The sequence below is a fragment of the Pseudarthrobacter sp. S3 genome, from assembly GCF_050156905.1.
Classification (GTDB): domain Bacteria; phylum Actinomycetota; class Actinomycetes; order Actinomycetales; family Micrococcaceae; genus Arthrobacter.
The window spans coordinates 454,489-476,598 of record NZ_CP189583.1 but is presented as its reverse complement, the minus strand read 5'-3'; the positions used below and the strand labels follow the sequence as shown (position 1 = coordinate 476,598).

Below are 22,110 nucleotides of genomic sequence, written 5' to 3'. Positions count from 1 at the left end.
GAACCGGGGGAAGTTCATGAGAATCGTGTTGTATGTCATCTGGGCACTGTTTGTTGCGGGTGTCATTTTTGCGCTGGTCCGCTCACTGCGGAAAGCCAAGCGGCAGGAAAACAACCCCGCCGAATCCACGCTGCCGGCCTTTGTTGCCAAGGTCCGGATGGCGACGGGTCTCATTATGGTGATCTTCGGAGCAACGGCCATAACAATGTTTGCATCACTTTCCTGGTAGCAATGCCGGCTTCCATCTCCGGATTTACGCTGGAGTATGGGCAAGCCCGGGGTACTTCTGGCACTGATGACGACGGCGGTTCTCACCTCTGGTTGCTACTACTACCCCGCCCCGACGCCGTGCCCGATGATTGCCCAGGCGTCAGCGGTCTCTGTGACCGTGGCCCGGGAGTACGCACCGCAGGTGGGCTCACTGCGTCTCAAGGCCTGCCAGGACGGCGTCTGTAAAGAAGCCGGCGTCGAGCTTTTTCCCGGCACTGCCTCGATTGACCAGGGCTGCACACCGGAAGGGGTCTGCTCCGCCACGGCTTCCCCGGACGGGACCATGATCGGGATGCTGATGCTGGAGTTCCTCACGGAGGCCCCGATGGCGCTGACCGCCACCGCGGCTGCTCCGGACGGATCGGCGCTGCCGGTGCGCACCCTGAATTTCCGGCCCCGCGGCGCCTATCCCTACGGCGAGCAGTGCGGGAAGTTCGTCACCGCTTCGGTTATTCTCGACTCCCAGGGCCTGCGACAGGCTGCGTGACTCTTGGCGGCCAAGGGCCCTCCAGCCCCTCCCTTGACTTCCACCCAGGACGCTTCTACGGTCTGTATTACTAGCATCGGCAAAGATGGATTACAACAGGTTCGCCGCCGGGAAGGGGTTATGATGCCACTTTCAGATAGAGAGCGGAAACAGCTTGAGGAGCTGGAGTTGGGCCTGTCTGCAGACGATCCGCGGCTCGCCGAGGAACTCTCGTCCGGCTCCGTGGGCACGAGGTTTGGGCGCCGCACGTACTTCGGTGCCATCGCTTGCCTGTCCGGACTGGTGCTGCTTATTGTCGGTGTCAGCACTCAGATCATCGTGATCGGCGTTGGCGGCTTCCTCCTGATGGGAGCCGGCACGTACCTGCTCGTGGACAAGCGCTCCTTCAATCTCGGCCGCAACCAGGTCAAATAGGCGGCTGACCGGACGGCATTCCCGCCTGGCCGGGATCCACGCCAGCAACGCCCATATCAGTCCACGGCCTACGGCTCGCCGAAGCCGGCCTGCACCAGGCCGCCAACGTAGTTCAGGGCACGCTCTGCGTCGGGCCCCCAAGCCTCGATATGGAGCATGGATCCCTTGCCTGCCGCCAAGATCATCAAAGATGTCATTGACGCGCCATCCACGCCGTTGACCGTGACTTCGGCGTTGAGGGACGCCAGGCCGCCCGCGATCTTGGCGGCCGGACGGGCGTGCATTCCGGCCTCGTTCACCAGTTCGAAGTCGCCGGTGAAGTCCGGCCCCGGACCGGTGACGGACCCTTCAGCCACTGTACTCGCAGCCAGGGCCAGCGAAGCAGCCGTCACGTCCGGTCCCAGTCCGTAGACCGCTTCGGCGGCACGTTTAACTGCCTTCGCATCAGCACCGCCCTGCGCGGCCACCGCGGCAGCAACCAAGCCCTCCACCAAGGGCGCGTCCGCCAGAAGCACACCGGCCGGCTCCTCCACGAGCTCCAAGGCCGATTCCGCCGTCATCACGGCAGATCCCAGGTCTGTCAGGACCACCACGCCATCGCCGCCGGCCGCCTGGTCCAGGGCGGACATGACTTTTTCCAGGCTCGTTCCGATCCTGCCGTCTGCTGTGCCCCCGGCGGCGAGGATGACGACGTCGGGCGCCATCTGGGCGGCAAGTTCCACGGCGCCGTCGGCTATTTTTTCGCTATGGGACACCACCACCAGACGAACTGTCACGCTGCGGCCCCAACGGCCGCCCGGAGAATCAGCGCACTTGAGGCGGCGCCCGGATCGCGGTGGCCCGCGCTCCGCTCCCCCAGGTAGCTGGCGCGGCCCTTGCGGGCCACCAACTGGTCGGTGGCCACAGCGCCGGCTTCAGCCGCTTCGGCCGCAGCCACCAGCACGCCAAGGACGGTGCCGGCACCGTCCTTGGCGGCGGCCTGTGCAGCCTCCACTGCGGGGGTCCAGGCATCCACCATGGTCTTGTCGCCGGGTTCGGCCTTGCCCCGGGCCACGATCCCGTCGCGGGCAGCCCCGAGCGCTTCGGCAAGGCGCCCCGGATCAATCTCGGCCGCGTCTCCCAGCGCGGTGGAGGCGCGCAGGAACGCGGTTCCATACAAGGGTCCCGCGGCGCCGCCCACCTTGGACATCAGTGTCATGGCTGTCAGCTTCAGCGCCGCGCCGGGAGTCTCCGGCCGCGCCTCGGCCAGTTTGTCGAGCACGGCCTGGAAGCCGCGGTCCATGTTCTCGCCGTGGTCGGAGTCCCCGATGGCACGGTCCAGTTCGATGAGCCAGACCCGGTTTTCCGCCATGGCCTGGGCGCACAGCGTCAGCCACCTGACGGCCCAGTTCACGTCCAGGATCACAGTTACACGCCCCAGCGCAGGGCTGCAGTGTGCACGGGGGCATCCCACAGCTGCGTCAGTTCATCGTCGAGCCGTAGCACGGAGATGGAGCAGCCCTGCATTTCGAGGGCGGTGATGTAGTTCCCTACCAGCGAGCGTTCGATGACGGCTCCGCGTTCTGCGATAACCTGGGCAGCGCGGCGGTAGACGATGTAAAGCTCACTCAGGGGCGTGCCGCCCATACCGTTGACGAACAGCAGCACTTTCTCGCCGCTCGTGATGCCCAGGTCGGTGAGGACCGGGTCCAGCAGGCGGTCGGTGATGCCGTCGGCATTCTCCATCGGAATTTTGTGCCGGCCGGGCTCGCCGTGGATGCCGATGCCGATCTCGATTTCATCGTCCGCAAGGTCGAAACTGGGCGTTCCCGCGTGCGGTACGGTGCACGCGGACAGGGCGACCCCCATGGTGCGGACATTGCTGTTGACGCGGACGCCGATCGCGGCCACGGCATCGAGGTTGTCGCCCCGTTCAGCCGCTGCGCCGGCAATCTTCTCCACCAGGACGGTGCCACCCACGCCACGGCGGCCCGCGGTGTACAGGGAGTCCTCCACCGCAACGTCATCGTTCACCAGGACCGTGCGGATGTCCACCCCTTCGGCCTGCGCCAGTTCCGCTGCGGTCTCGAAGTTCAGGACGTCGCCGGTGTAGTTTTTCACGATATGGACGACGCCGGCGCCGGAGTTAACGGCGAGCGTGGCCGGGAGGATCTGGTCCGGCGTCGGTGAAGTGAACACCGCCCCCGGCACCGCGGCGTCGAGCATTCCCAGCCCGACAAAACCGGCGTGGAGCGGCTCGTGGCCGCTTCCTCCGCCGGAAACGAGTCCGACTTTTCCGGCCACAGGCGCGTCTTTGCGTGTGACGTACTTGGGATCGGCGATGACGGTGACAAGTCCCGCATGGGCTAGACCGAATCCTTCGACGGATTCGTCAACCACGGAGCGGGGATCGTTGATGAGTTTTTTCATGGCAGAACTCCTGGGGTGTGGGTGCTTCCTGGAGGATGCACTTCGACCCTACTACCGCCGCGCAAAGTCCGGTAGCCTGCGACGATTCGGCGGAAGCGGTAAGGGACAGCCCCCAATGACCGTCCCTTACGGCAGGCCCCCACGCTGCAACCCCGTTCAGTTTATCCATCAATTCGATTTAAAGCTATTTATGTCACAGGGTGCCTTCTTGCCGCAGTTGCGCGGGCAGGGTGACCAGAGGTGATTAGAGGGTCTTGATCATGCGGGTATTGCCCAGGGTGTTGGGCTTGACCCGCGCCAGGTCCAGGAACTCTGCAACGCCTTCGTCATGGGAGCGCAGCAGCTCGGAGTAGACCACCGGGTCCACTGCCGTCTGGTCGGCCATGACCTCGAAGCCATGGCGCTTGAAAAAATCCACCTCGAAGGTGAGGCAAAAGACCCGTCCCACGCCCAGTTCACGGGCTGCGGCCAGCAGGCTTTCCACGAGCACATGCCCCACTCCCTTGCCGCGCCATGCATCCGACGCGGCCAGCGTACGGACTTCAGCGAGGTCCTCCCACATAACGTGCAGCGCACCGCAGCCGATGACTTCGCCGTCATGGGCCTCTGCGATCCGGAATTCCTGGAGGCTCTCGTAATAGGCAACCGTCTCTTTTGCCATCAGGATCCGCTGCTCCGCCAACGGCGCCACAAGGCCCTTGATGGCGGCCACGTCACTGGTACGTGCGGAACGGATGTGGAAGGAATCAGAGTCGGTCACCCCATAATCCTACGGTGGCGCACGGCCGGCTTCGGCCGCTCCCGCTGGGCTGGAGCGCTCCCGGACTCAACACCGGAAAACCGGACAACACGAAGGCCCCGCCGCTCCTTTCGGAGTGGCGGGGCCTTCGCTTTTGGTGGTTAGACGCTGGGAGCGATCTCCGGGATGCGCGGCTTAGCGTTGCCAGCGAACGTGAACTTGGCGTCGTCGCCTTCGCCATCCACGTCCACTACAACGATGTCGCCGGCGTGGAGCTCGCCGAACAGGATCTTCTCGGAGAGCTGGTCCTCGATCTCGCGCTGGATGGTGCGGCGCAGCGGCCGGGCACCCATAGCAGGATCGTAGCCGCGGGTGGCCAGGAGCACCTTGGCCGCGGTGGTGAGCTCGATGCCCATGTCCTTGTCCGCCAGGCGCTTCTCCAGGCGGCCAACGAACATGTCCACGATCTCGATGATCTCGTCCTGGGTGAGCTGCGGGAACACCACAACGTCATCCACACGGTTCAGGAACTCCGGACGGAAGTGCTGCTTGAGCTCCTCCGTCACACGGGCCCGCATCCGGTTATAGCCGGTCTGGGTGTCCGTGCCGGACTGGAAGCCGGTGGCAACGCTCTTGGAGATGTCCCGGGTGCCCAGGTTGGTGGTCATGATGATCACGGTGTTCTTGAAGTCCACCACGCGACCCTGGGAGTCGGTCAGGCGGCCGTCTTCAAGGATCTGCAGGAGTGAGTTGAAGAGGTCAGCGTGCGCCTTCTCCACTTCGTCGAACAGGACCACGGAGAACGGACGGCGGCGGACCTTCTCAGTGAGCTGGCCACCCTCTTCGTAGCCGACGTAGCCCGGAGGGGCACCGAAGAGCCGTGAAACAGTGTGCTTTTCGGAGTACTCGGACATGTCCAGCGTAATGAGGGCGTCCTCGTCACCAAACAGGAATTCCGCCAAGGCCTTGGCCAGCTCGGTTTTGCCGACGCCGGTGGGGCCGGCAAAGATGAACGAGCCGCCCGGACGCTTGGGGTCCTTCAGGCCTGCACGGGTGCGGCGGATCGCCTGGGACAGGGACCTGATGGCCTCATTCTGGCCCACCACACGCTTGTGCAGTTCGTCTTCCATCTTCAGCAGGCGCGTGGACTCTTCCTCGGTCAGCTTGAAGACCGGGATGCCGGTGGAGTTGGCCAACACCTCGGCGATGAGATCCTCGTCCACCTCGGAGATGTCATCCATGCCGCCGGACTTCCAGTGGCGTTCCTTCTCGGCACGCTCAGTGATGAGCTTCTGCTCCTTGTCCCGGAGCGAAGCGGCACCTTCGAAGTCCTGCGCGTCGATGGCGGATTCCTTCTCCATCTTCAGCTTGGCAATCCGCTCATCCATGGCCTTCAGTTCCGGCGGGGCGGTCATCCGGCGGATGCGCAACCGGGCACCGGCCTCGTCGATCAGGTCGATGGCCTTGTCCGGCAGGAAGCGGTCCGAGATGTAGCGTTCGGCTAGGTTCGCGGCCGAGGTGAGGGCGCCGTCGGTGATGGTGACGCGGTGGTGCGCCTCGTAACGGTCACGCAGTCCCTTGAGGATCTCGATCGCGTGTGCGACAGAGGGCTCCTTGACCTGGATCGGCTGGAAACGACGCTCGAGCGCGGCATCCTTCTCGATGTGCTTGCGGTACTCATCCAGGGTGGTGGCACCGATGGTCTGCAGTTCACCGCGGGCAAGCATGGGCTTCAGGATGGACGCAGCATCGATGGCACCTTCAGCAGCGCCGGCACCCACAAGCGTGTGGATTTCGTCGATGAAGAGGATGATGTCGCCGCGGGTGCGGATTTCCTTGAGGACCTTCTTCAGTCGCTCTTCGAAGTCACCGCGGTACCGGGAGCCGGCCACCAGTGAACCGAGGTCCAGGGTGTACAGCTGCTTGTCCTTGATGGTTTCCGGGACGTCGCCGCGCACAATTGCCTGGGCGAGGCCTTCGACGACGGCGGTCTTGCCGACGCCGGGCTCACCGATCAGCACAGGGTTGTTCTTGGTGCGGCGCGAAAGGACCTGCATAACGCGTTCCATTTCGGACTCACGTCCGATCACCGGGTCCAGCTTGTTCTCGCGCGCAGCCTGGGTAAGGTTGCGGCCGAACTGGTCCAGAACCACGGAGCCGGCTGGAGTGCCCTCGGGCTGGCCGGGACCGACGCCTGCGCCGGTAGTCTCCTTGCCCTGGTAGCCGGAGAGGAGCTGGATGACCTGCTGACGGACGCGGTTGAGGTCTGCGCCCAGCTTGACCAGCACCTGAGCGGCAACGCCTTCACCCTCACGGATGAGGCCCAGCAGGATGTGCTCCGTGCCGATGTAGTTGTGGCCCAGCTGCAAGGCTTCCCGCAGGGAAAGTTCCAGCACCTTCTTGGCGCGCGGGGTAAAGGGGATGTGACCGGATGGGGCCTGCTGGCCCTGGCCGATGATCTCCTGTACCTGCTCGCGCACACCGTCGAGCGAAATGCTCAAGGACTCAAGAGCTTTGGCGGCAACGCCCTCACCTTCATGGATCAGACCCAAGAGGATGTGTTCGGTACCAATGTAATTGTGGTTCAGCATGCGTGCCTCTTCTTGGGCAAGCACAACTACGCGACGGGCACGGTCCGTAAATCGCTCAAACATTTTCGCCACACTCCTAGCTACGACGTACTTTGATGCTACGTGGCAGACCCACTATTGGGGAGCGTGTTCGCCACAGGGGAAACATGACGTGTTCAACCTCCCGTCATCCTGCTCATGACCGCGGCGTCAGGAGCGGAACGCAGTAAGGGACGACGACGGCTCAAGGATCACTAAGGCCCGCTAATTAGAGACATTTCGGGTGTCTCCCGCCACGCAAAGATTTGAGTGGGAGAATTCGCGCCGGCGACCCAGACCAGAGGCTCAAACCGAATCATCGGCTCGCCGTAAGGAAATCGCGCGGAGATTTGCCCAACGGCACGGCTGAAGATCTTTGGCCAGCAAGGGTTCGCGCATGCCAAAGTCCGTCTTTGCGCATTCACAATTGGCATCAAAAAACCCTGCCCCCACCCCGAAGGTGAAGACAGGGCCTATCACGCCGATGGAGATGCGCAGGTCAGGAATTTGCCTTTTGGTAGGCTTCCTGGATTTCAGCCTGAATTCGGCCGCGACTGTTAACCGTGTAGCCGTTATCCCGCGCCCACTGGCGGATCTGCGCGGAGTCGTTGGGGCGGGTGCCTGCAACCGGCTTGGTGCGGGTAGGCCTGCCGGCCGAGGTCTTGCGTCCAGCGGCGACAAAGCGCCCCAAGGCAGAACGGAGCTCGGCCGCATTGGCCGAGGACAGATCGATTTCGTAGCTGACCCCATCGAGGCCGAAACGGACGTTTTCGTCCGCGGATCCCCCATCAAGATCATCGACGAGGATGATGTTTACTTTCTGTGCCATTAAATATGTCTTCCTCTTGGAAAGGTTCGGTTGTCAGAAAATGAGGATGTTCCTGTAAAAAGTATGGGCCTCTTTATGGCAACGCGTCAAAGCGTTCAATCGTTCCTGTGGATATCCACAGGAACCCACGCAAATCTCTTTCGAGCTATTTGTCTTATTCGGGGTTCTGTTCGTTCACGGGCGCGCCGGAACGCGATTCCGCCTCGGCTTGGGCCCGTGCTTCAGCCTGACGCTCGGACTTATCGGCATTGAAGATGGATTTCATGGCAAACCAAAAAAGCAGGCCAACCACCAACGAGGGCAGGAGTACGGCTACATATTCCATGGTCAGTGGCCTTCGGGCTTCAGAAGCGGGAAAAGGATGGTTTCGCGGATACCGGCGCCGGTGAACAACATCACCAGCCGGTCGATGCCGAGGCCGATGCCACCCATGGGCGGCGCGCCGTATTCGAGGGCCCGCAGGAAGTCCTCGTCCAGCTGCATTGCCTCGTCATCGCCCGCGGCAGCGTGCCGCGACTGTTCAGTCAGCCGCTCGCGCTGGATGACGGGGTCGATCAGCTCGGAGAAGGCCGTGCCGCGCTCCATGCCGCCGATGATAAGGTCCCAAGCCTCGATCAGGCGGCCGTCATTCCGGTGGGGGCGGGCCAGCGGCTGGGCAGACGGCGGGTAGTCGTACACAAAGGTGGGGTTCAGGAGCGTGGGTTCCACAATTTCGCCGAACAGTTCAACGGCCAGTTTCTCGGCGTCCCACTTCGGGTCGATCTTGACCTCATGCTTTTGCGCGATTTCGCGGAGCACCTCAAGCGACGTGTCCGGTGAGACTTCCTGGCCAACGGCCTCGGACAGTCCCGGGTAGACCGAAACCCAGGCCCAGTCGCCGTCGAGGCTGATCTCCCCGGCATCGGTCTGGAGGGTGCGGCCCACACCCACGGCGTCAGCGGCGTCCAGGATGATCTCCTTGATGCGCTCGGCCATGACGAACTGGTCAGCCCAGGCTTCGTAGCACTCAAGGGTGGTGAATTCGGGGCTGTGCGTGGAGTCCACGCCCTCGTTGCGGAAGACGCGGCCCATGTCGTAGACGCGATCGATCCCGCCCACCACGGCGCGCTTGAGGTAAAGCTCAGTGGCAATGCGTAGGGTCATCTTCTGGTCGAACGCGTTCATGTGCGTCTCGAACGGGCGGGCCAGGGCGCCGCCGTGGACCAGCTGCAGGATGGGGGTTTCCACTTCGACGTAGCTGTGGCGGTGCAGGCTCTCGCGGATGGAACGGGTAATCGCGGCGCGGGTATAGACCATCTCCCGGGCTTCATCGCGCACCATCAGGTCCACGTACCGCTGACGGACGCGGGTTTCCTCGTTCAGTTCCGCGTGCAGCACCGGCAACGGGCGCAGTGCCTTGGAAGCCATGGACCAGGACTCGGCCATCACGGACAGCTCGCCGCGGCGGGAGGAAATCACCTCACCCTTGATGAACACGTGGTCGCCCAGGTCCACCACCGCCTTCCAGTCCGCGAGCGCTTCCTCGCCGACGTTGGCAAGGCTGAGCATCGCCTGGAGCCGGGTGCCCTTGCCGTCAACTCCGCCTTCCTGGAGTGTGGCGAAGCAGAGCTTGCCGGTATTGCGCACAAAAACCACGCGGCCGGTGATGCCCACAACGTCGCCGGTGGTGTCGTCAGCCTCAAGGTGAGAGTACTTTTCGCGGATCTCCGTGAGGGAATGCGTGCGTTCCACACCGACCGGATATGCCTCGGTGCCGCGCTCAATCAGCTTCGCGCGCTTGTCCATGCGGATGCGCATCTGCTCGCTGGCGTCGAGCGGCTCTGGGACATTTTTTGGGGTGGGGGTGTTTTGGGGAGTCACAATCCCCAAGTTTACCGGGCATTCCCGCCACCGGTTCCCGGCAGCCGCCCGGGCATAGACTCGGGCTGTGGAGACGTGGAAAGTTGAAGCGGAGGACGGCGGGCGCCTCGACGTCCATTCCTTCCGTACCCCCGCAGGATTGGACCCGACGACGGCGGGACCTCCCGGCGTCGTACTCATCCACGGCACTTTGGTCACGGACGCCCTCTACCGGCCTTTTGCCCGGAAGCTCAGCGTCCTGCTGTGCCGGCCGGTGCACTGCTACAACCGCCGCGGCAGGGCGGGGTCCGCCCCGCAGCCGGAGGACTATTCGGTGAAGACGGAGATCAGCGACCTTGCGGCGGTCATGCGCGAGACGGGTTCCACGGACGTGGTGGCCCATAGCTATGGCGGTTTCGTGGCGCTGCAGGCGGCCCGGACCCTGCCCGTGGGCCGGTTGGTGACCTATGACGCCGCGGTGTCGCTGTCCGGAAACCTGAGCCACCGCTGGCGGCCGGAGCTTGAGGACGCCGTCACCGCAGGCCAGCTTAACCATGCCTGGGCGCACCTGGTCCAGGGCCTGGCCACGGCCGGTCCCCTGTCCTACCTGCCGCTCGGCGCGCTGCGGATGTTGAGCATTCTCTCCGCCAAAACCAACCTAGGCGCGGAAATGCGCCAGCTGCTGCCCACGGCCGTCAACGAAATGCGGGCGGTACTGGACGCCGACGCCGAACTGGAGAATTTCACCACCCTCACCGCCCCCGTCCTGATGCTCAGCGGCGGCTGGAGTCCGGCGTATTTTGCCGAGACCGGCCGCCAGCTGGCGGCCGCAGCGCCATCAATCACCTTCCAGGTGGTCCCCGGCCAGCTGCACGAGGGGCCCATCCGGCCCGGCAAGGGCCTGGCCGTGCGGATTGCCCGGTTCATCAACGGCAGCGACGGCCAGGCCCGAACTCTGGGGAGGCGCCGGTAGGTCGCCTTGCCCGGTGGGGAGCCTTACCGCGCGCCTAGGATGGGGAGCGTGAAAGCACAGGAAGTCCCCACGCACGACGGCGGCAGGCTGGCTTTGTACAGCTACGGAACCGAGGATGCGCCGGGAGAACGCCGTGTGGTGGTCATCGGCGGAGCCTTCCTCACGGCCCTGATCTACCGGCCGTTCTCGATGGCTTTGGCCGACGGGCTGGGAGACGGGTGGGCAGTGGACGTCTACGACCGGCGTGGGCGGGGCAACTCCACCGAGCAGCCGGCGGATTATTCCATGGCCACGGAAATTGCCGATGTCCGCACGGTCATGGATGCGACGGGTGCCCGCAACGTCCTGGGCCACAGCCTGGGCGGATCGGTGGCGCTGAACGCCGTCCAGGAGTTCGCAGGCACCTCATACGAACCGGACAAGCTGGCGGTCTACGACGCCGCAGTCAATATCGACGGCAGCATCGACATGTCCTGGCTGGACGAGTTCGAGGCCGCGGTGAACGCCGGCCGAGTGGGGCATGCCATGGCCCGAATGAAAAAGGGCATGCAGCCTGGCACCGCGCTCTCGAAGATCCCCGAGCCTGTCCTTGCGGGGCTGATGGCTGTGGTGTCGCGCACCAAAGTGAACAAGATGCTCCGGGGGCTGATGCCAACCGGCGTGGGCGAACTGCGGGCCGCGTACGGCGAAGCCGAGCATGCAAGGAACTTCGCCGTCCTGCCCGCCAACACGCACTTTATGGTGGGCGGCAAGAGCCCGAGCTACTACAAGGTCACCGCCCAGCGCCTTCACGCGGCCGTCCCGGGGAGCACGTTCGAGCTCTCACCTAACGGCTTCCATGGCTCCATTCCGGCCGCAGTTAAGGAACTTGTCGCTGACATCGCGGATTACTTCAAGGGCTGAGGCTTTCCGCAGGTTGCTCAGCTAGGCTCGGATCATGACGAGCGAGAACATCAAGACCCCCGACGGCGGCACGCTGGAGCTCTTTTCCACCGGTGCTGAACTGGCCTCCGCCGGTTCCGGCGTGGTTGTGGTCCCGGCCTCCATGGTGACCGCGGCCGACTACACAAAATTCGCCCAGAAACTCAGCACCGCGTTGGGCCGCCCCGTGCACACGTTCAACCGCCGCGGCCGCGGATCATCCTCGCCGCAGGCCGAGGATTACACGCTGGACGGGGACATCCGGGACCTGGATGCCGTAATGAAACACACCTCCAGCACGGACGTTTTTGGGCACAGCTTCGGCGGCGCTGTGGCCCTGCACGCGGCCCGGACCCTTCCGGTGGAGCGGCTGGCTGTGTATGACCCCGCCGTGTCCGTGAACCGCAGTGTGAAGGCCGACTGGACTGCCGAATACGAACGCGCCACGGCCGCCGGGGACGACGACCGCGCCTTAGCCGTACTGCAGCGCGGGCTTGAGGCGGGCGGAGCGTTTTCATCCCGCATGCCGCTGTCCATGCTGACCTTGGCCAACAAACTCACCGCGGGCACTTCCGAAGGCAAGCAGCAGCGTGAACTGATGCGCACCGGCGTCCGGGAAATCAAGGCCATCATCGCAGCGGACATGCCGGCCGAGCCGTTCCTGGAGCTGCCCCTGGAAACGCTGATTATCGTGGGCGAGAAGAGCCCTGCGTACTTCGGTGTTGCCTGCGGCCAGATCCATGATGTCCTGTCCGGCTCCAGCTACACCATCCTGCCGGGAGCCGGCCACGACGGCGTCCTCCGTGCACCGGACAAGCTCATCACCGAGCTGAGCGACTTCTTCTCCGGCTAACAGCAACGCGGGGTCACTTAGCGCCCATTCCCGTGGGCCGGATGGGCGCTAAGTGACCCCGCGTTGGGTTAAAAGTGGGCTAGTGGGCGCCGTGCCCCGGGGCGGCACCTTCGGTTTTGCGCATGAGCGCAGAGAGTACGACGGCGGCGAGCGCTATCGCGGTGGCCGTCAGGAACGCTGCACTCATGCCGGCAACGAGCCCCGACGCGGCCGAGACCACGGCAAAAATCGATACCAGCAGCGCCGTTCCGGCGGCACCGGCTACCTGCTGGGCGGTGCTCATGATCGCCGAGCCGTGAGAGTACAGATGCGGCGGCAGCGGGTTCAGGCCGGTGGTAAATGCCGGCGTGAACAGCAGCGCCAGTCCGAAACTGAGCCCCACATGGAGGGTGATGATCCACCAGACCGGAGTGCCGGCGTCGAGCATTGAAAACTGCCACAGGGCCAGCACCATCAGCACGGAACCGGTAAGGGTGAGCGGCAGCGGGCCCACTTTGTCGAACAGTCGGCCGATAAACGGGCCCAGCAGGCCCATCGCCAGGCCACCCGGAAGCAGCGCGAGACCCGTCTCCAGCGAGCCCAGGCCGCGGATTTCCTGCAGATAAAGGGGCAGCAGGATCACGCCGCCGAAGAGCGCCATCATGGCCACCACCATCAGCAGCACGGAGACCGTGAACATCCTGAAGTTGAAGGCGCGGAGATCCAGCAGCGGGGCTTCGGACTTCTGCAGCCGGAGCTGGCGGAGCACAAAGACCGTCAGGCTGCCGACGCCGATGACCAGCGCGGCGATGGCCATGGTGCCCGGACCGCTTTGGCCGCCATGGCCGCCGCCGATCTGGCTGAGGCCGTACACCAAGCCACCGAAGGCAGGAACCGTCAGGAGCACGGAGGGGAAATCGAGCTTGGTCTTCTCGGTTTCACCCACGTTCGTCAGGTACTTGGCGCCGATGGCCAGCGCGGCCAGGGCGACCGGCAAAACAAAGACGAACATAAAGCGCCAGGTGAAGTGCTCCAGGATCAGCCCGGAGACTGTGGGACCCATGGCCGGTGCCACGGAGATGGCGATGCTGACGTTACCCATGACGGCGCCGCGCTTGGCCAGCGGGACAAGGGTGAGGATGGTGGTCATCAGCAACGGAAGCATGATGGCGGTGCCGCCGGCCTGGACGATGCGGGCCAGGAGCAGGATCTCAAAACCGGGAGCCACCGCCGCCAGTGCGGTGCCGCCGGCGAACAGACCCATGGCCAGCATAAAGACGGCCCGCGTGGACAGGCTCTGGAGGATGAACCCGGTGGTGGGGATGACCACCGCCATGGTGAGCATAAAGCCGGTGGAGAGCCATTGCACGGTGGGCGCGTCCACACGCAGGTCAACCATCAGACGCTGCAGGGCCACATTCATGATGGTCTCGTTCAGGATCACCACAAAGGTCGCCACGAGCAGGGTGGCGATGATGGTCACGGATTCGCGGGACATCTTCTCCGCCGCGGCGGACTTCGGCGCCGCTACCGGCCCGGGCTGCCCGGAGGCGTTCGAAGAGACTTCTGTAGACACGGGTATTCCCTCAGGGAGTAAGAATGAAGTGGCTCGCGAGCAACCTCGCTGCAGATTCCAACACTCTACCGTCCGGACTAATTCCGGGGACACAGGTTTTTAGTTCGGCCCGGACCTTGATCCAGTATGCCGCCTCGGAGCCGGCCGGATTAACCGGGCTTCGCCTGATTCCTTGCAATCCGGTGCTCGGCATCGAGGGAACGCAGCATTCGTGGGCGGGGCTTAAGGGGCCATTCGCGCGGGAGTGCCAGTTGTCAGCTGCGGTGGTGCTCGATCAGCCAGCCGGCCATCTGCTGGGCCCGCTTCGCCGCCTGGGTGTCACCTTCGGTGGCTGAGACGATGGACCCCTTCATGAGGATGTGCCAGGACCGGGCGAAATCCTCCGGGTGGTCCAACCCGGCCTGCTCTGCGAGGGCCTGCACGTGGCCCCTGATCCTGGCCAGGTAGTCGATGCTGGCCTGGCCCAGCGGATGGGCCGGGCCCATTTCCAGCAGGATGTTGATGAAGGAGCAGGCTTCGAAGTCTTCGCGGAGAAACCAGTCGCCGAAGACGTCGAAGATAGCAAGCAGTTGTTCGGCGGGGGTTGTGCCGCGCAGTTTGGCCTGGCCGACGATGGCATCAACTGTCCATATTTGGTCCCGCTGCTCCAGGAACGCCAGGACGAGTGCGTCCTTGGACGGGAAGTGCCGGTAAAACGTTGCCTTGGCGACGCCGGAACGTTCGATCAGTTCGTTAACACCTACGTCCCGCACCCCGCGGCGGGAAAACAGTTCATACGCCACAGCCAGGATCCGGCCCCTGGAATCGGCAGGAGCAACTGCCGCCTCGGCGGGTAAATCCGCAGGAGACAGGGCGGGCTCTGCAGCGTGGTCTGCATCAAAAATCATCGTAGGAATAGTTTACTCCAGGTGCAGACAGACCGGTCTTACTCGCTGTAATGTTTTTTCCAACGCAGTGCTATGACGCCGACGGTACCCTTAAAAGGCCTCGTCGGCTTGGTGCAAGGAGGCCCCGATGTCAGCAGAGCGAACGTTCGATTTTATCCCGTGTAACGACACTGACCCGTGGATAGAAAGTACGGCTGCGTCCGCCGAGATCCGTTACTTCGCCCGGGAATCCCTGCGGTGGCAGGCGCAGGAAATCATCGATGAAGTGCTCCGCGGAACAGCCCCCGGCGAGGAACTTGCCCGGGCCAGGTTACGCCGTTGCGTCGCCCGGAATCCTGGGAAACCCGAGCGCGCACTTCTGCAGCAGCTGATGATCAACCGCGACCCGCAGGGTGGATCAACGCAGTAGAGCAACACGCTCCTGCGCCGCAATGTGCGCCCGCCCGCGATTCAGCATGAGGCAACCGCCGTAGAAAGGCTTAGAGCGGACGGCTTTGCAAGGTGAGGCTGCGGTCCACAATCTGTCCGGCGGTCGTATGCAGGCTCTGGCTGTTGGCGCGTGCATGGCTCCGCAGCAGGTTGAACGCTGCATCCATGTCCACCCCGGCCGTATGGGCAATGACGCCTTTCGCCTGCTCAATCAGCACGCGGGTATTCAGCGCGTGGCGGGTTACCAGAATCCCGCACAGGGCAGTGCTGGAGGCATACTGGCGGGCCAGGTCAACGGCCGAATTCAAATATTCGTCCAGGACGCCCGCGTCATTCACTTTGACGAGATACGACCGTCCGTCATCTATTGTGCGGATCATTGGATGCGCTCCTGACTTGAGCGTGGCCGGTCTGCCACGGGAACGGGCAATGCAGGCCGGCGTCCCGCTGGCCGTGCATAAGGCTGCACTGGACAGATGCACCGGGCAACACATAAGGCCCGGGCTAACTGCGGAGGAAGTGTGGGGCGCCCTGCGTGGAACTGGTCCTCCTAGAGTACGCCGAATAGGGCGATGCCAAGGTCTGGGGCAACAATTTCAGCATAGCCCATACGCGCACAGTCGGACAGGGATCCGAGGCCCTACGCGCCTGGAGCCGGACGCAACATATCAGCTGCTGAGCGGCACGTTATCGATCAGCCGGACCGGCCCCACCTTGGCCGCGATGATAGCCAGGCCCTCGCCACGGAACGGGACTTTCCGGCAGTTTTCGGCCAAAGGCTCAAGGGTGCCGGGATGCACTACGTCGAAATAATCCAGTCCGACCAACGGCTGGGATTCCACCAAGGCCTGGGCGGATTCCAGATCAAGCGGCTGGTGGGCGTCCGCCCGCTCCGCCAGGAGCCGCAGCGCCCGCGACAACACCAGGGCGGCTTCCCGCTCCTCGTCTGATAGGAACCGGTTGCGGCTTGAGAGGGCCAGCCCGTCCTCGGACCGGACCGTGGGAACGGCAACAATGTCGACCGGGAAGTTCAGGTCCGCCACCATCCGTCGCACGAGAGCCAGCTGCTGGGCATCCTTTTGCCCGAAGTAAGCCCGGTAGGCCGGCAGTCCCCCGCCGCCGGAAGCAAAAGCACCGGCAGGCGGAAGCCCTGAGCCCGGGATGCCGTAGTGCAGCAGTTTGGCAACCACTGTGAGGGCGCCGTCGAAATGTCCCGGCCGTGAGGCGCCTTCCCATTTTTCCCCCAGGGAGCCGGCGGTCACACGCACCAGCGGCTCGCCGCCGGGATAGACCTCTTCCACCGGCGGCGCAAACACGAGGTCCACGCCCTGTTCTTCCAGCAGGGCACAGTCGGCGTCAAGGGTCCGCGGGTACCGGTCCAAATCCACCGCATCGCCGAACTGCAGCGGGTTCACAAAAATCGACGCCACCACTACGTCGTTCTGTTCGACGGCGGTCCGCGCCAGGCGGGCGTGCCCTTCGTGCAGCGCGCCCATGGTGGGCACGAGGCCCTGGGATCTGCCCGCCTTCTGGGCGAGCAGCCGGGCACTCGCTTCGCGGAGCTCTGCGGCAGTTGTCACCAGTTGCGTGGCCATGTCAGTTCTCCTCTTCCAGGGCCGCGCGGATGGCCGCCACTTGATCCGCTTTGAGCAGCCCCCGGCTGCTTGCCCGCCGTGCTGTGGCGCGGGCCATGGCGAGGTAGGCCTCCAGCACATCGCCATGCGCGCCGGCGTCGTACTCCCGCAGCACCTCAGCATGGGACGCCACTGTCCCGACGTCACCTCGGGCCACAGGCCCGGTCAACGCCGATTCCCCGGAGGCGAGCGCGTTCTCCAGCGTGGCCCGCAGCAAGGGTCCCAGCATCCGCTCCGGCGCGTCCACGCCAACGTCGCGGAGCAGCTGGGAAGCCTGCGCCACCAGGGTGACCATATGGTTCGAGCCATGGGCCAGCGCCGCATGGTACAGCGTCCGGTCCCCCTCGGCGATGGCCACGGGCTCGGCACCCATCTCAACGACCAGTGCCTGCGCAATGGGCAGCATCGCGGCGTCCGCCGTGACGCCGAACGTGCAGTCCAGCAGGCGCGTCAAATCCAGGCTCATGCCCGTGAACGTCATGGCGGGGTGCAGCGCCAGGGGAATGGCTCCGGCGGCGCGCACCGGGCGGAGCACCCCCACGCCGAACCGGCCTGAGGTGTGCGCCACGATCTGTCCGGGCTGCCACGCCCCGAGTTTGGCGAGGCCGTCCACCAGCCCGGCCAAGGCGTCGTCGGGCACGGCCAGGAGCACCAGTTGGGATCGTTCCACAATCTCCTGGATCTCCAGGATGGGAACGCCCGGCAGCAGAGTCTCCGCACGCTCACGGCTGGCTTCAGACACCGCGGAAACCCCGACGACGGCGTGCTCGGCCGAGCGCAACGCCGCACCAAGGACGGCACCCACTTTCCCGGCACCGATGATTCCGACGCCAAGGCGTCCGGGCTTAGCCACGTTGCGGGCCTTCCTGTTGGGGACTTTGTTGCGGCAGGGGGGTTTGGGTCGGCACAACCACAGGGGTTACGACGGGCGCGACCACCGGTGCGGGAACCACCGTTGCCAGCCATTGTTCGCTGGTCTGCCGCTTGCGGGCGAGCCGGGCGCGGGCGGACTGGGCATCAAAAAGGGCCCGGGCCTCGTCAAGTCCGGCCTGGGTGAGCCGCGGCGAGACCGGTCCCGCCGTGGTGTGCAGGACAAGGTCCGCCACACGGAACCGCCGCGCAAGGGGGCCCTGGTGCAGTGCCATTGACTGGGTGCGCTGGTGCGGGACCACCACCAGTTCCCGCCACCACCGGCCCGAGCGGAGCAGCAGGGCGGTGTCCGTGGTGGCGAAGCCGTTGCGGCGCCAGGCCAGCGGCGCGAGGAACCGGCCGCGGTGCGGGGTGGTGACGAAACCGCCGTCGGAATCCAGGCCTGAAAGCCCGGCCTCGAATACGCGTCCGGGCTTCGGCGTTCCGGGATCCGGCAGCACGAGTGCCAGCATGCTCATCACGTCGGGCAGCTTGCCCACGGGCAGCAGGGTGGTCCGGGACGCAGTCTCGCCGTTGCTTCCGGCCGCCCCGTAAGCGGCCACGTTGACCTGGATCCGGTACCAGCCGAAGATCCGCCAAAGCGGGGACTGGGCAACTTTCAGCGCCTGGACCCTGCCCGGGGGCAGCGTCTGCGCCTGCGTGTCCAAGAGCCCATAGCGGAGCCGGATCCCGTCCGGCGAAATGGCCGCGGTGAAGTTGTAGCCCTTGTTAAAGGAGCCCCAGTAGCTGGCGGCTAGGCCCAGCACCGCGGGGATCAGGTAGAAGAAGAAGCCGCGGTTTTCGGTCACCGCGGACAGGATCCCGGAGGCGATGCCGCCCACCACCACAAAGAAGCTCTGCTCGCTGAGCAACAGCGAACCGATAAGGCGCGACGGCGGCACGGACAGTACCGGGTATTCGGGTGCCTCGGGTGCGGCCTCCTGCGGCCGGGCCGGGTCCGGGACCACGCCGGCGGCCCGTGCCAGGATGGTGGCCCGGAGCTGGCGGGCGTCGTCCATCCGCAGGTAGGCCAGCTTGACGGCCGATTCGCCGGCGTCGGCCACCTCGAACTTGAGTTCGGCCAGGCCGAAGATCCTGGCCAGGAGGGGCTGCACGATGTCTATGGCCTGGACGCGGTCCAGCCGGGCCTGCCGCTGCTGGCGGAAGAGGAATCCGGAGTTGACCCGGACGTACCCTTTGGAGACCTGGTACTTGGTGAAGTACCAGGTCAGGATGAAGCCGAGCACGGTCACCACCAGGACGATGCCACCGCCGGCCACCAGCCAGGGTGCCCGGCCGGCGAAGTCCTCCTCGAAGAGCGGACGGCCCTGCAGCAACCGCTCGAAAAAGTCCCGGCCGAAGAAAAACCCGATGGCCGCCAGGGCCACCCAGCCGCGCACAAAGGGGGACGCCGGGTGCACACGCAGCCACTCGCCGTCGGGCGCTACCGGAACTGCACTCCGCGCGCCTGTCCCGGGAACGTCTGCCGTCACAGCCCTGCCAGCCTGGCTTCGCCGCGGGCGGCGAGCTGCTCGCGCAGGCGTGTCCCCTCCGCAGCGGGCAGGCCGGCGATGGTGGCGTTGGTTCCGGGTGAGGCGGTGTGGAGTTTGAGCGTGCAGAGTCCCAGCCCGCGTTCCACCGGGCCCACGCCGATGTCCACGTACTGCATGCGGCCATAGGGAACCGTCATGGTCCGTTGGAAGAAAATGCCGCCGCGGATCAGCAGGTCATCGTCCCGCTCGGCGTAACCGATGGCGCGCACCTGGCGCGGGATCAGCAGCAGCCGCCAGATGGCCAGCACCAGGGTCACCGCCGGGACGGTGATGGCCAGCCACAGCGGCGGCCACCGCCACCAGCCGAGCAGGACAAAGATGAGTGGCAGGGTCAGGACAATCACCGTGATCAGGTTGCCGATCGCCCACTCCACCAGCCGCACCGTGACGTATTTCGGGGATACCCGCTGCCAGGTGATGCCCGGCGGATCAATCGCCTCTGTACGCATATTCGCCTTCCCCTGCGGCTTCGCCACGTACCCCTCGGCCGGGTTTCCCGTCACCGGGCGCTGCATCGGTATCTTCGGGCGGGATCTTGCAGAACCGTTCCACCAGCAGGCCGACGACGATCATCACCAAGCCGCCGGCAGCAACCGCGATTGCCACCCAGGTGATGTCCTGGTCGCTGCGCAGGTTCCAGATCCGCAGCTGGTCCAGGAAGATCCCCGCGTGCCAGCCCAGCAGGACGGTGCCGGCGTAGGCGCACGCCTGGGCGAGCACCAAGGTCCTGGCGGCAAGGATCGGGTCCAGCGCCTTCTTGCGTTTGGTGCTGTTGCGCCACCGGAGCACGCGGATGCCAAGAACCAGGGTGATGGCAACAATCACGCCCATGGTGGCCAACGCGGTGGCCGGAAGAACGGGCGTGGCCATGCTGTAGCGGGTGGTCACCACGGTGGCAGACCAGCCGGCCACGGTCAGGACCACGCCGATCAGCAGCAGGCGCACGGGGTTGATGGGCTTCACGGGTTACTCGACCGTCCCGGCTGTGGGGACGCCGTCGTAGTCGCCGAAACCGTCGAACGGGGTGAGGTCGCCAAAGTCGGGGGCGCGGGCAGCCAGCTCGCTGATGCGTTCCCCGCCGAGGGTGGCCGCCGGCTCGATGAGCGACCACGGATACAGCACAAAGGCGCGTTCGGCGGCGCGCGGGTGCGGCAGGGTCAAGACCGGGTCGTCACTGGTGAGGTCGCCGTAGGTGATGATGTCGACGTCGAGCGTCCGGGGTCCCCAGCGCACTTCACGAACCCGGAGGTGCTTGTTTTCCACAGCCTGGCAGTGCTTCAGCAGCTCCGCCGGGGACAGCGTGGTTTCCACGGTGATGATCATGTTCAGGAAGTCGGGCTGGCCGGCCGGGCCGCCCACGGCCTTGGTCTGCACCACCGGGGAAACGGCCTGCAGGCGAACCTCCGGCGGGTCCACCAGGTCAGCAACGGCCTCGGACAGGGTGTCGTTCCGCTCGCCCAGGTTGCTCCCGAGGGCCAGGACGGCTTTGGTGTACCCGCCGCTCATGGTCGCTCCCGGTGCACGCTGACGGCCACATCGCCGAAGGGCACCTCGATGGGCGCCTTGGGCTTGTGGACGGTGATGTCCACGGCCTGGATGGTGAATTCGGCGAGCAAGCCATCCGCGATCCGTACGGCCAGTGCCTCGATCAGGTTCAGCGGCTCCCCCGTGATCCAGTCCGTGATCCGCTCAGCCACCTCGCCGTAGTGGGCGGTGTCCCGGACGTCGTCGGATACTGCCGCTTTGGCGAAGTCCAGATGCAGCACGGCGTCTACCACAAACGGCTGGCCCTCACGGCGCTCGAAATCGAAGACTCCGTGATGGCCGACGGCGGTGACACCGCTCAGCGTGATCCTGTCCATGGGTGCCCGGCCTAGGTGGTGGTAGGGGCGTGAGCCATCCGCGCGGCCACCTTGACGGCGTCAAGGCTGGGACCGACGTCGTGCACACGGACGGCCCAGGCCCCTCGGGCCGCGCTGATCGCGGTGATCGCGGCCGTGGCGTCGTCGCGTTCCTCCGGGACGGCGGACTTGCCGGCGACCGTGAGGAGTGTGCCCAGGAAGCGCTTACGGGAGGCGGCAACCAGGAGCTTGTGCCCCAGGCTGTCCAGCTGGTCCAGGTGTTGCAGGAGCTCCCAGTTCTGGGCGTCGTTCTTGGCGAAGCCCAGGCCCGGGTCCACGATGATCTGCTCTTTGCCCACCCCGGCTGCGTAGAGCTTGTCGCGGACGCCGGCCAGTTCAGCCACCACTTCGCCGGCAACGTCGTGGTACTGGGCCAGGGAGTCCATGGTGCGGGCGTCGCCGCGGCGGTGCGTGAGGATATACGGCACCTGGGACGCGGCTACGAGCTCGGCCATCTCCGGCTCGATGGTCAGCCCGGAAACGTCGTTGATGATGGCGGCGCCGGCCTTCAGGGCGGCAGCGGCCGTGGCCGCGTGAGTGGTGTCGATGCTGACCAGGGCGCCCGCCTTGACCAGGGCTTCGATGACTGGGATCACCCGGCGCTGTTCTTCCGCCAGGGTTACATCCTCCGCGCCGGGACGAGTCGATTCGCCGCCGACATCGATGATGTCCGCTCCGGCGTAGAACATCCGCAGGCCCGCCGCGATGGCGGTGTCCGCCGTCGGGTGCTTTCCGCCGTCGCTGAAGGAGTCCGGGGTAACGTTCAGAATGCCCATCACCAGGGTGCGGCCGGTGGGCAGGTCCGCGAATGTCGCGGCCGGGCGCGGTTTGCGCAGGATGGGCAGCGGAGATGTTGCGGGCCCGGTTCCCGGGGCTGCAGCGAGTGAGTCCATGGTCTG

General features: G+C 65.2%; 26 protein-coding genes. 7 read left to right on the top strand and 19 right to left on the bottom strand.

Annotation, left to right across the window (positions count from 1 at the left end; translation table 11 throughout):
• The first annotated feature begins 16 nt into the window (after positions 1–16).
• The 3 genes from ACQCSV_RS02335 (at position 17) to ACQCSV_RS02325 (ending at position 1,171) form a co-directional block, all read left to right on the top strand.
• The gene (locus tag ACQCSV_RS02335; protein WP_426939093.1) at positions 17–229 is read left to right on the top strand and encodes a hypothetical protein; all 213 of its coding nucleotides are present in this window, start codon (positions 17–19) and stop codon (positions 227–229) included.
• Between the two features lie 36 nt (positions 230–265).
• The gene (locus tag ACQCSV_RS02330) at positions 266–757 is read left to right on the top strand and encodes a hypothetical protein (protein ID WP_426939092.1); all 492 of its coding nucleotides are present in this window, start codon (positions 266–268) and stop codon (positions 755–757) included.
• Between the two features lie 120 nt (positions 758–877).
• Complete coding sequence (locus tag ACQCSV_RS02325) at positions 878–1,171, top strand: DUF3040 domain-containing protein (protein WP_426939091.1); 294 nt, start codon at positions 878–880, stop codon at positions 1,169–1,171.
• A gap of 68 nt (positions 1,172–1,239) precedes the next feature.
• Here ACQCSV_RS02325 and dhaM read toward each other — a convergent pair whose 3' ends face one another.
• From dhaM to lysS, 8 genes are all read right to left on the bottom strand, one after another.
• Positions 1,240–1,947, bottom strand: coding sequence for a dihydroxyacetone kinase phosphoryl donor subunit DhaM (gene dhaM, locus ACQCSV_RS02320; RefSeq protein WP_426939090.1), 708 nt, complete (start codon positions 1,945–1,947; stop codon positions 1,240–1,242).
• Entirely contained in the window at positions 1,944–2,576 is a 633-nt protein-coding gene (dhaL, locus tag ACQCSV_RS02315; protein ID WP_354155451.1) for a dihydroxyacetone kinase subunit DhaL, read from the bottom strand. The genes dhaM and dhaL overlap by 4 nt, the downstream gene beginning before the upstream one ends.
• A 2-nt stretch (positions 2,577–2,578) precedes the next feature.
• Positions 2,579–3,580: a dihydroxyacetone kinase subunit DhaK gene (gene dhaK / locus ACQCSV_RS02310; protein WP_354155452.1), complete on the bottom strand. Its 1,002-nt coding sequence runs from the start codon at positions 3,578–3,580 to the stop codon at positions 2,579–2,581.
• 244 nt (positions 3,581–3,824) lie between these two features.
• Positions 3,825–4,340, bottom strand: coding sequence for an amino-acid N-acetyltransferase (locus tag ACQCSV_RS02305; protein ID WP_354161885.1), 516 nt, complete (start codon positions 4,338–4,340; stop codon positions 3,825–3,827).
• A gap of 140 nt (positions 4,341–4,480) precedes the next feature.
• A complete protein-coding gene (locus tag ACQCSV_RS02300) occupies positions 4,481–6,973 on the bottom strand; it encodes an ATP-dependent Clp protease ATP-binding subunit (protein WP_354155454.1) in 2,493 nt (830 codons plus the stop codon).
• A 454-nt stretch (positions 6,974–7,427) separates the two neighbouring features.
• Positions 7,428–7,757, bottom strand: coding sequence for a histone-like nucleoid-structuring protein Lsr2 (locus ACQCSV_RS02295; protein ID WP_282329791.1), 330 nt, complete (start codon positions 7,755–7,757; stop codon positions 7,428–7,430).
• A gap of 154 nt (positions 7,758–7,911) precedes the next feature.
• Positions 7,912–8,082: a hypothetical protein gene (locus tag ACQCSV_RS02290; protein ID WP_354155455.1), complete on the bottom strand. Its 171-nt coding sequence runs from the start codon at positions 8,080–8,082 to the stop codon at positions 7,912–7,914.
• A gap of 2 nt (positions 8,083–8,084) precedes the next feature.
• On the bottom strand, positions 8,085–9,617 hold the full coding sequence (gene lysS / locus ACQCSV_RS02285; RefSeq protein WP_426939089.1) for a lysine--tRNA ligase: 1,533 nt from the start codon (positions 9,615–9,617) through the stop codon (positions 8,085–8,087).
• Between the two features lie 67 nt (positions 9,618–9,684).
• Here lysS and ACQCSV_RS02280 point away from each other — a divergent pair, with 67 nt between their 5' ends.
• The 3 genes from ACQCSV_RS02280 to ACQCSV_RS02270 are packed head-to-tail and all read left to right on the top strand — an operon-like array spanning position 9,685 to position 12,343.
• On the top strand, positions 9,685–10,569 hold the full coding sequence (locus ACQCSV_RS02280; RefSeq protein ID WP_354155456.1) for an alpha/beta hydrolase: 885 nt from the start codon (positions 9,685–9,687) through the stop codon (positions 10,567–10,569).
• 48 nt (positions 10,570–10,617) lie between these two features.
• Positions 10,618–11,472 (top strand): alpha/beta hydrolase, encoded by an 855-nt coding sequence (locus ACQCSV_RS02275; protein WP_354155457.1) that lies wholly within the window; start codon positions 10,618–10,620, stop codon positions 11,470–11,472.
• Between the two features lie 34 nt (positions 11,473–11,506).
• The gene (locus ACQCSV_RS02270; protein WP_354155458.1) at positions 11,507–12,343 is read left to right on the top strand and encodes an alpha/beta hydrolase; all 837 of its coding nucleotides are present in this window, start codon (positions 11,507–11,509) and stop codon (positions 12,341–12,343) included.
• 79 nt (positions 12,344–12,422) lie between these two features.
• Here the strand turns inward: ACQCSV_RS02270 and ACQCSV_RS02265 are convergent, their stop codons facing one another.
• Both ACQCSV_RS02265 and ACQCSV_RS02260 read right to left on the bottom strand, forming a co-directional pair.
• Positions 12,423–13,898 carry a DHA2 family efflux MFS transporter permease subunit gene (locus ACQCSV_RS02265; protein ID WP_426939088.1) on the bottom strand — a complete coding sequence of 492 codons (1,476 nt, stop codon included), beginning with the start codon at positions 13,896–13,898 and terminating at the stop codon, positions 12,423–12,425.
• A gap of 254 nt (positions 13,899–14,152) precedes the next feature.
• Complete coding sequence (locus ACQCSV_RS02260; RefSeq protein ID WP_426939087.1) at positions 14,153–14,785, bottom strand: TetR/AcrR family transcriptional regulator; 633 nt, start codon at positions 14,783–14,785, stop codon at positions 14,153–14,155.
• Positions 14,786–14,912: 127 nt separating this feature from the next.
• Between ACQCSV_RS02260 and ACQCSV_RS02255 the strand changes: the two genes are divergently transcribed.
• Entirely contained in the window at positions 14,913–15,194 is a 282-nt protein-coding gene (locus ACQCSV_RS02255) for a hypothetical protein (RefSeq protein ID WP_426939086.1), read from the top strand.
• 70 nt (positions 15,195–15,264) lie between these two features.
• Here the strand turns inward: ACQCSV_RS02255 and ACQCSV_RS02250 are convergent, their stop codons facing one another.
• From ACQCSV_RS02250 to folP, 9 genes are all read right to left on the bottom strand, one after another.
• Entirely contained in the window at positions 15,265–15,594 is a 330-nt protein-coding gene (locus tag ACQCSV_RS02250) for an ANTAR domain-containing protein (RefSeq protein WP_354155462.1), read from the bottom strand.
• A 288-nt stretch (positions 15,595–15,882) separates the two neighbouring features.
• On the bottom strand, positions 15,883–16,809 hold the full coding sequence (locus ACQCSV_RS02245; RefSeq protein WP_354155463.1) for a pantoate--beta-alanine ligase: 927 nt from the start codon (positions 16,807–16,809) through the stop codon (positions 15,883–15,885).
• A 1-nt stretch (position 16,810) separates the two neighbouring features.
• Complete coding sequence (locus ACQCSV_RS02240; protein ID WP_426939085.1) at positions 16,811–17,701, bottom strand: Rossmann-like and DUF2520 domain-containing protein; 891 nt, start codon at positions 17,699–17,701, stop codon at positions 16,811–16,813.
• Positions 17,694–19,250, bottom strand: a complete 1,557-nt coding sequence (locus ACQCSV_RS02235; RefSeq protein WP_426939084.1) for a PH domain-containing protein — start codon at positions 19,248–19,250, stop codon at positions 17,694–17,696. The genes ACQCSV_RS02240 and ACQCSV_RS02235 overlap by 8 nt, the downstream gene beginning before the upstream one ends.
• A complete protein-coding gene (locus ACQCSV_RS02230; RefSeq protein WP_354155466.1) occupies positions 19,247–19,759 on the bottom strand; it encodes a PH domain-containing protein in 513 nt (170 codons plus the stop codon). The genes ACQCSV_RS02235 and ACQCSV_RS02230 overlap by 4 nt, the downstream gene beginning before the upstream one ends.
• The gene (locus ACQCSV_RS02225; RefSeq protein ID WP_160676747.1) at positions 19,740–20,273 is read right to left on the bottom strand and encodes a DUF3180 domain-containing protein; all 534 of its coding nucleotides are present in this window, start codon (positions 20,271–20,273) and stop codon (positions 19,740–19,742) included. Before ACQCSV_RS02225 ends, ACQCSV_RS02230 begins: the two co-directional genes overlap by 20 nt.
• A 3-nt stretch (positions 20,274–20,276) precedes the next feature.
• Positions 20,277–20,816, bottom strand: a complete 540-nt coding sequence (gene folK / locus ACQCSV_RS02220) for a 2-amino-4-hydroxy-6-hydroxymethyldihydropteridine diphosphokinase (protein ID WP_354155467.1) — start codon at positions 20,814–20,816, stop codon at positions 20,277–20,279.
• Positions 20,813–21,172: a dihydroneopterin aldolase gene (folB, locus tag ACQCSV_RS02215; protein WP_185262250.1), complete on the bottom strand. Its 360-nt coding sequence runs from the start codon at positions 21,170–21,172 to the stop codon at positions 20,813–20,815. Before folB ends, folK begins: the two co-directional genes overlap by 4 nt.
• 11 nt (positions 21,173–21,183) lie before the next feature.
• The gene (folP, locus tag ACQCSV_RS02210; protein ID WP_354155468.1) at positions 21,184–22,104 is read right to left on the bottom strand and encodes a dihydropteroate synthase; all 921 of its coding nucleotides are present in this window, start codon (positions 22,102–22,104) and stop codon (positions 21,184–21,186) included.
• Positions 22,105–22,110 lie beyond the last annotated feature (6 nt).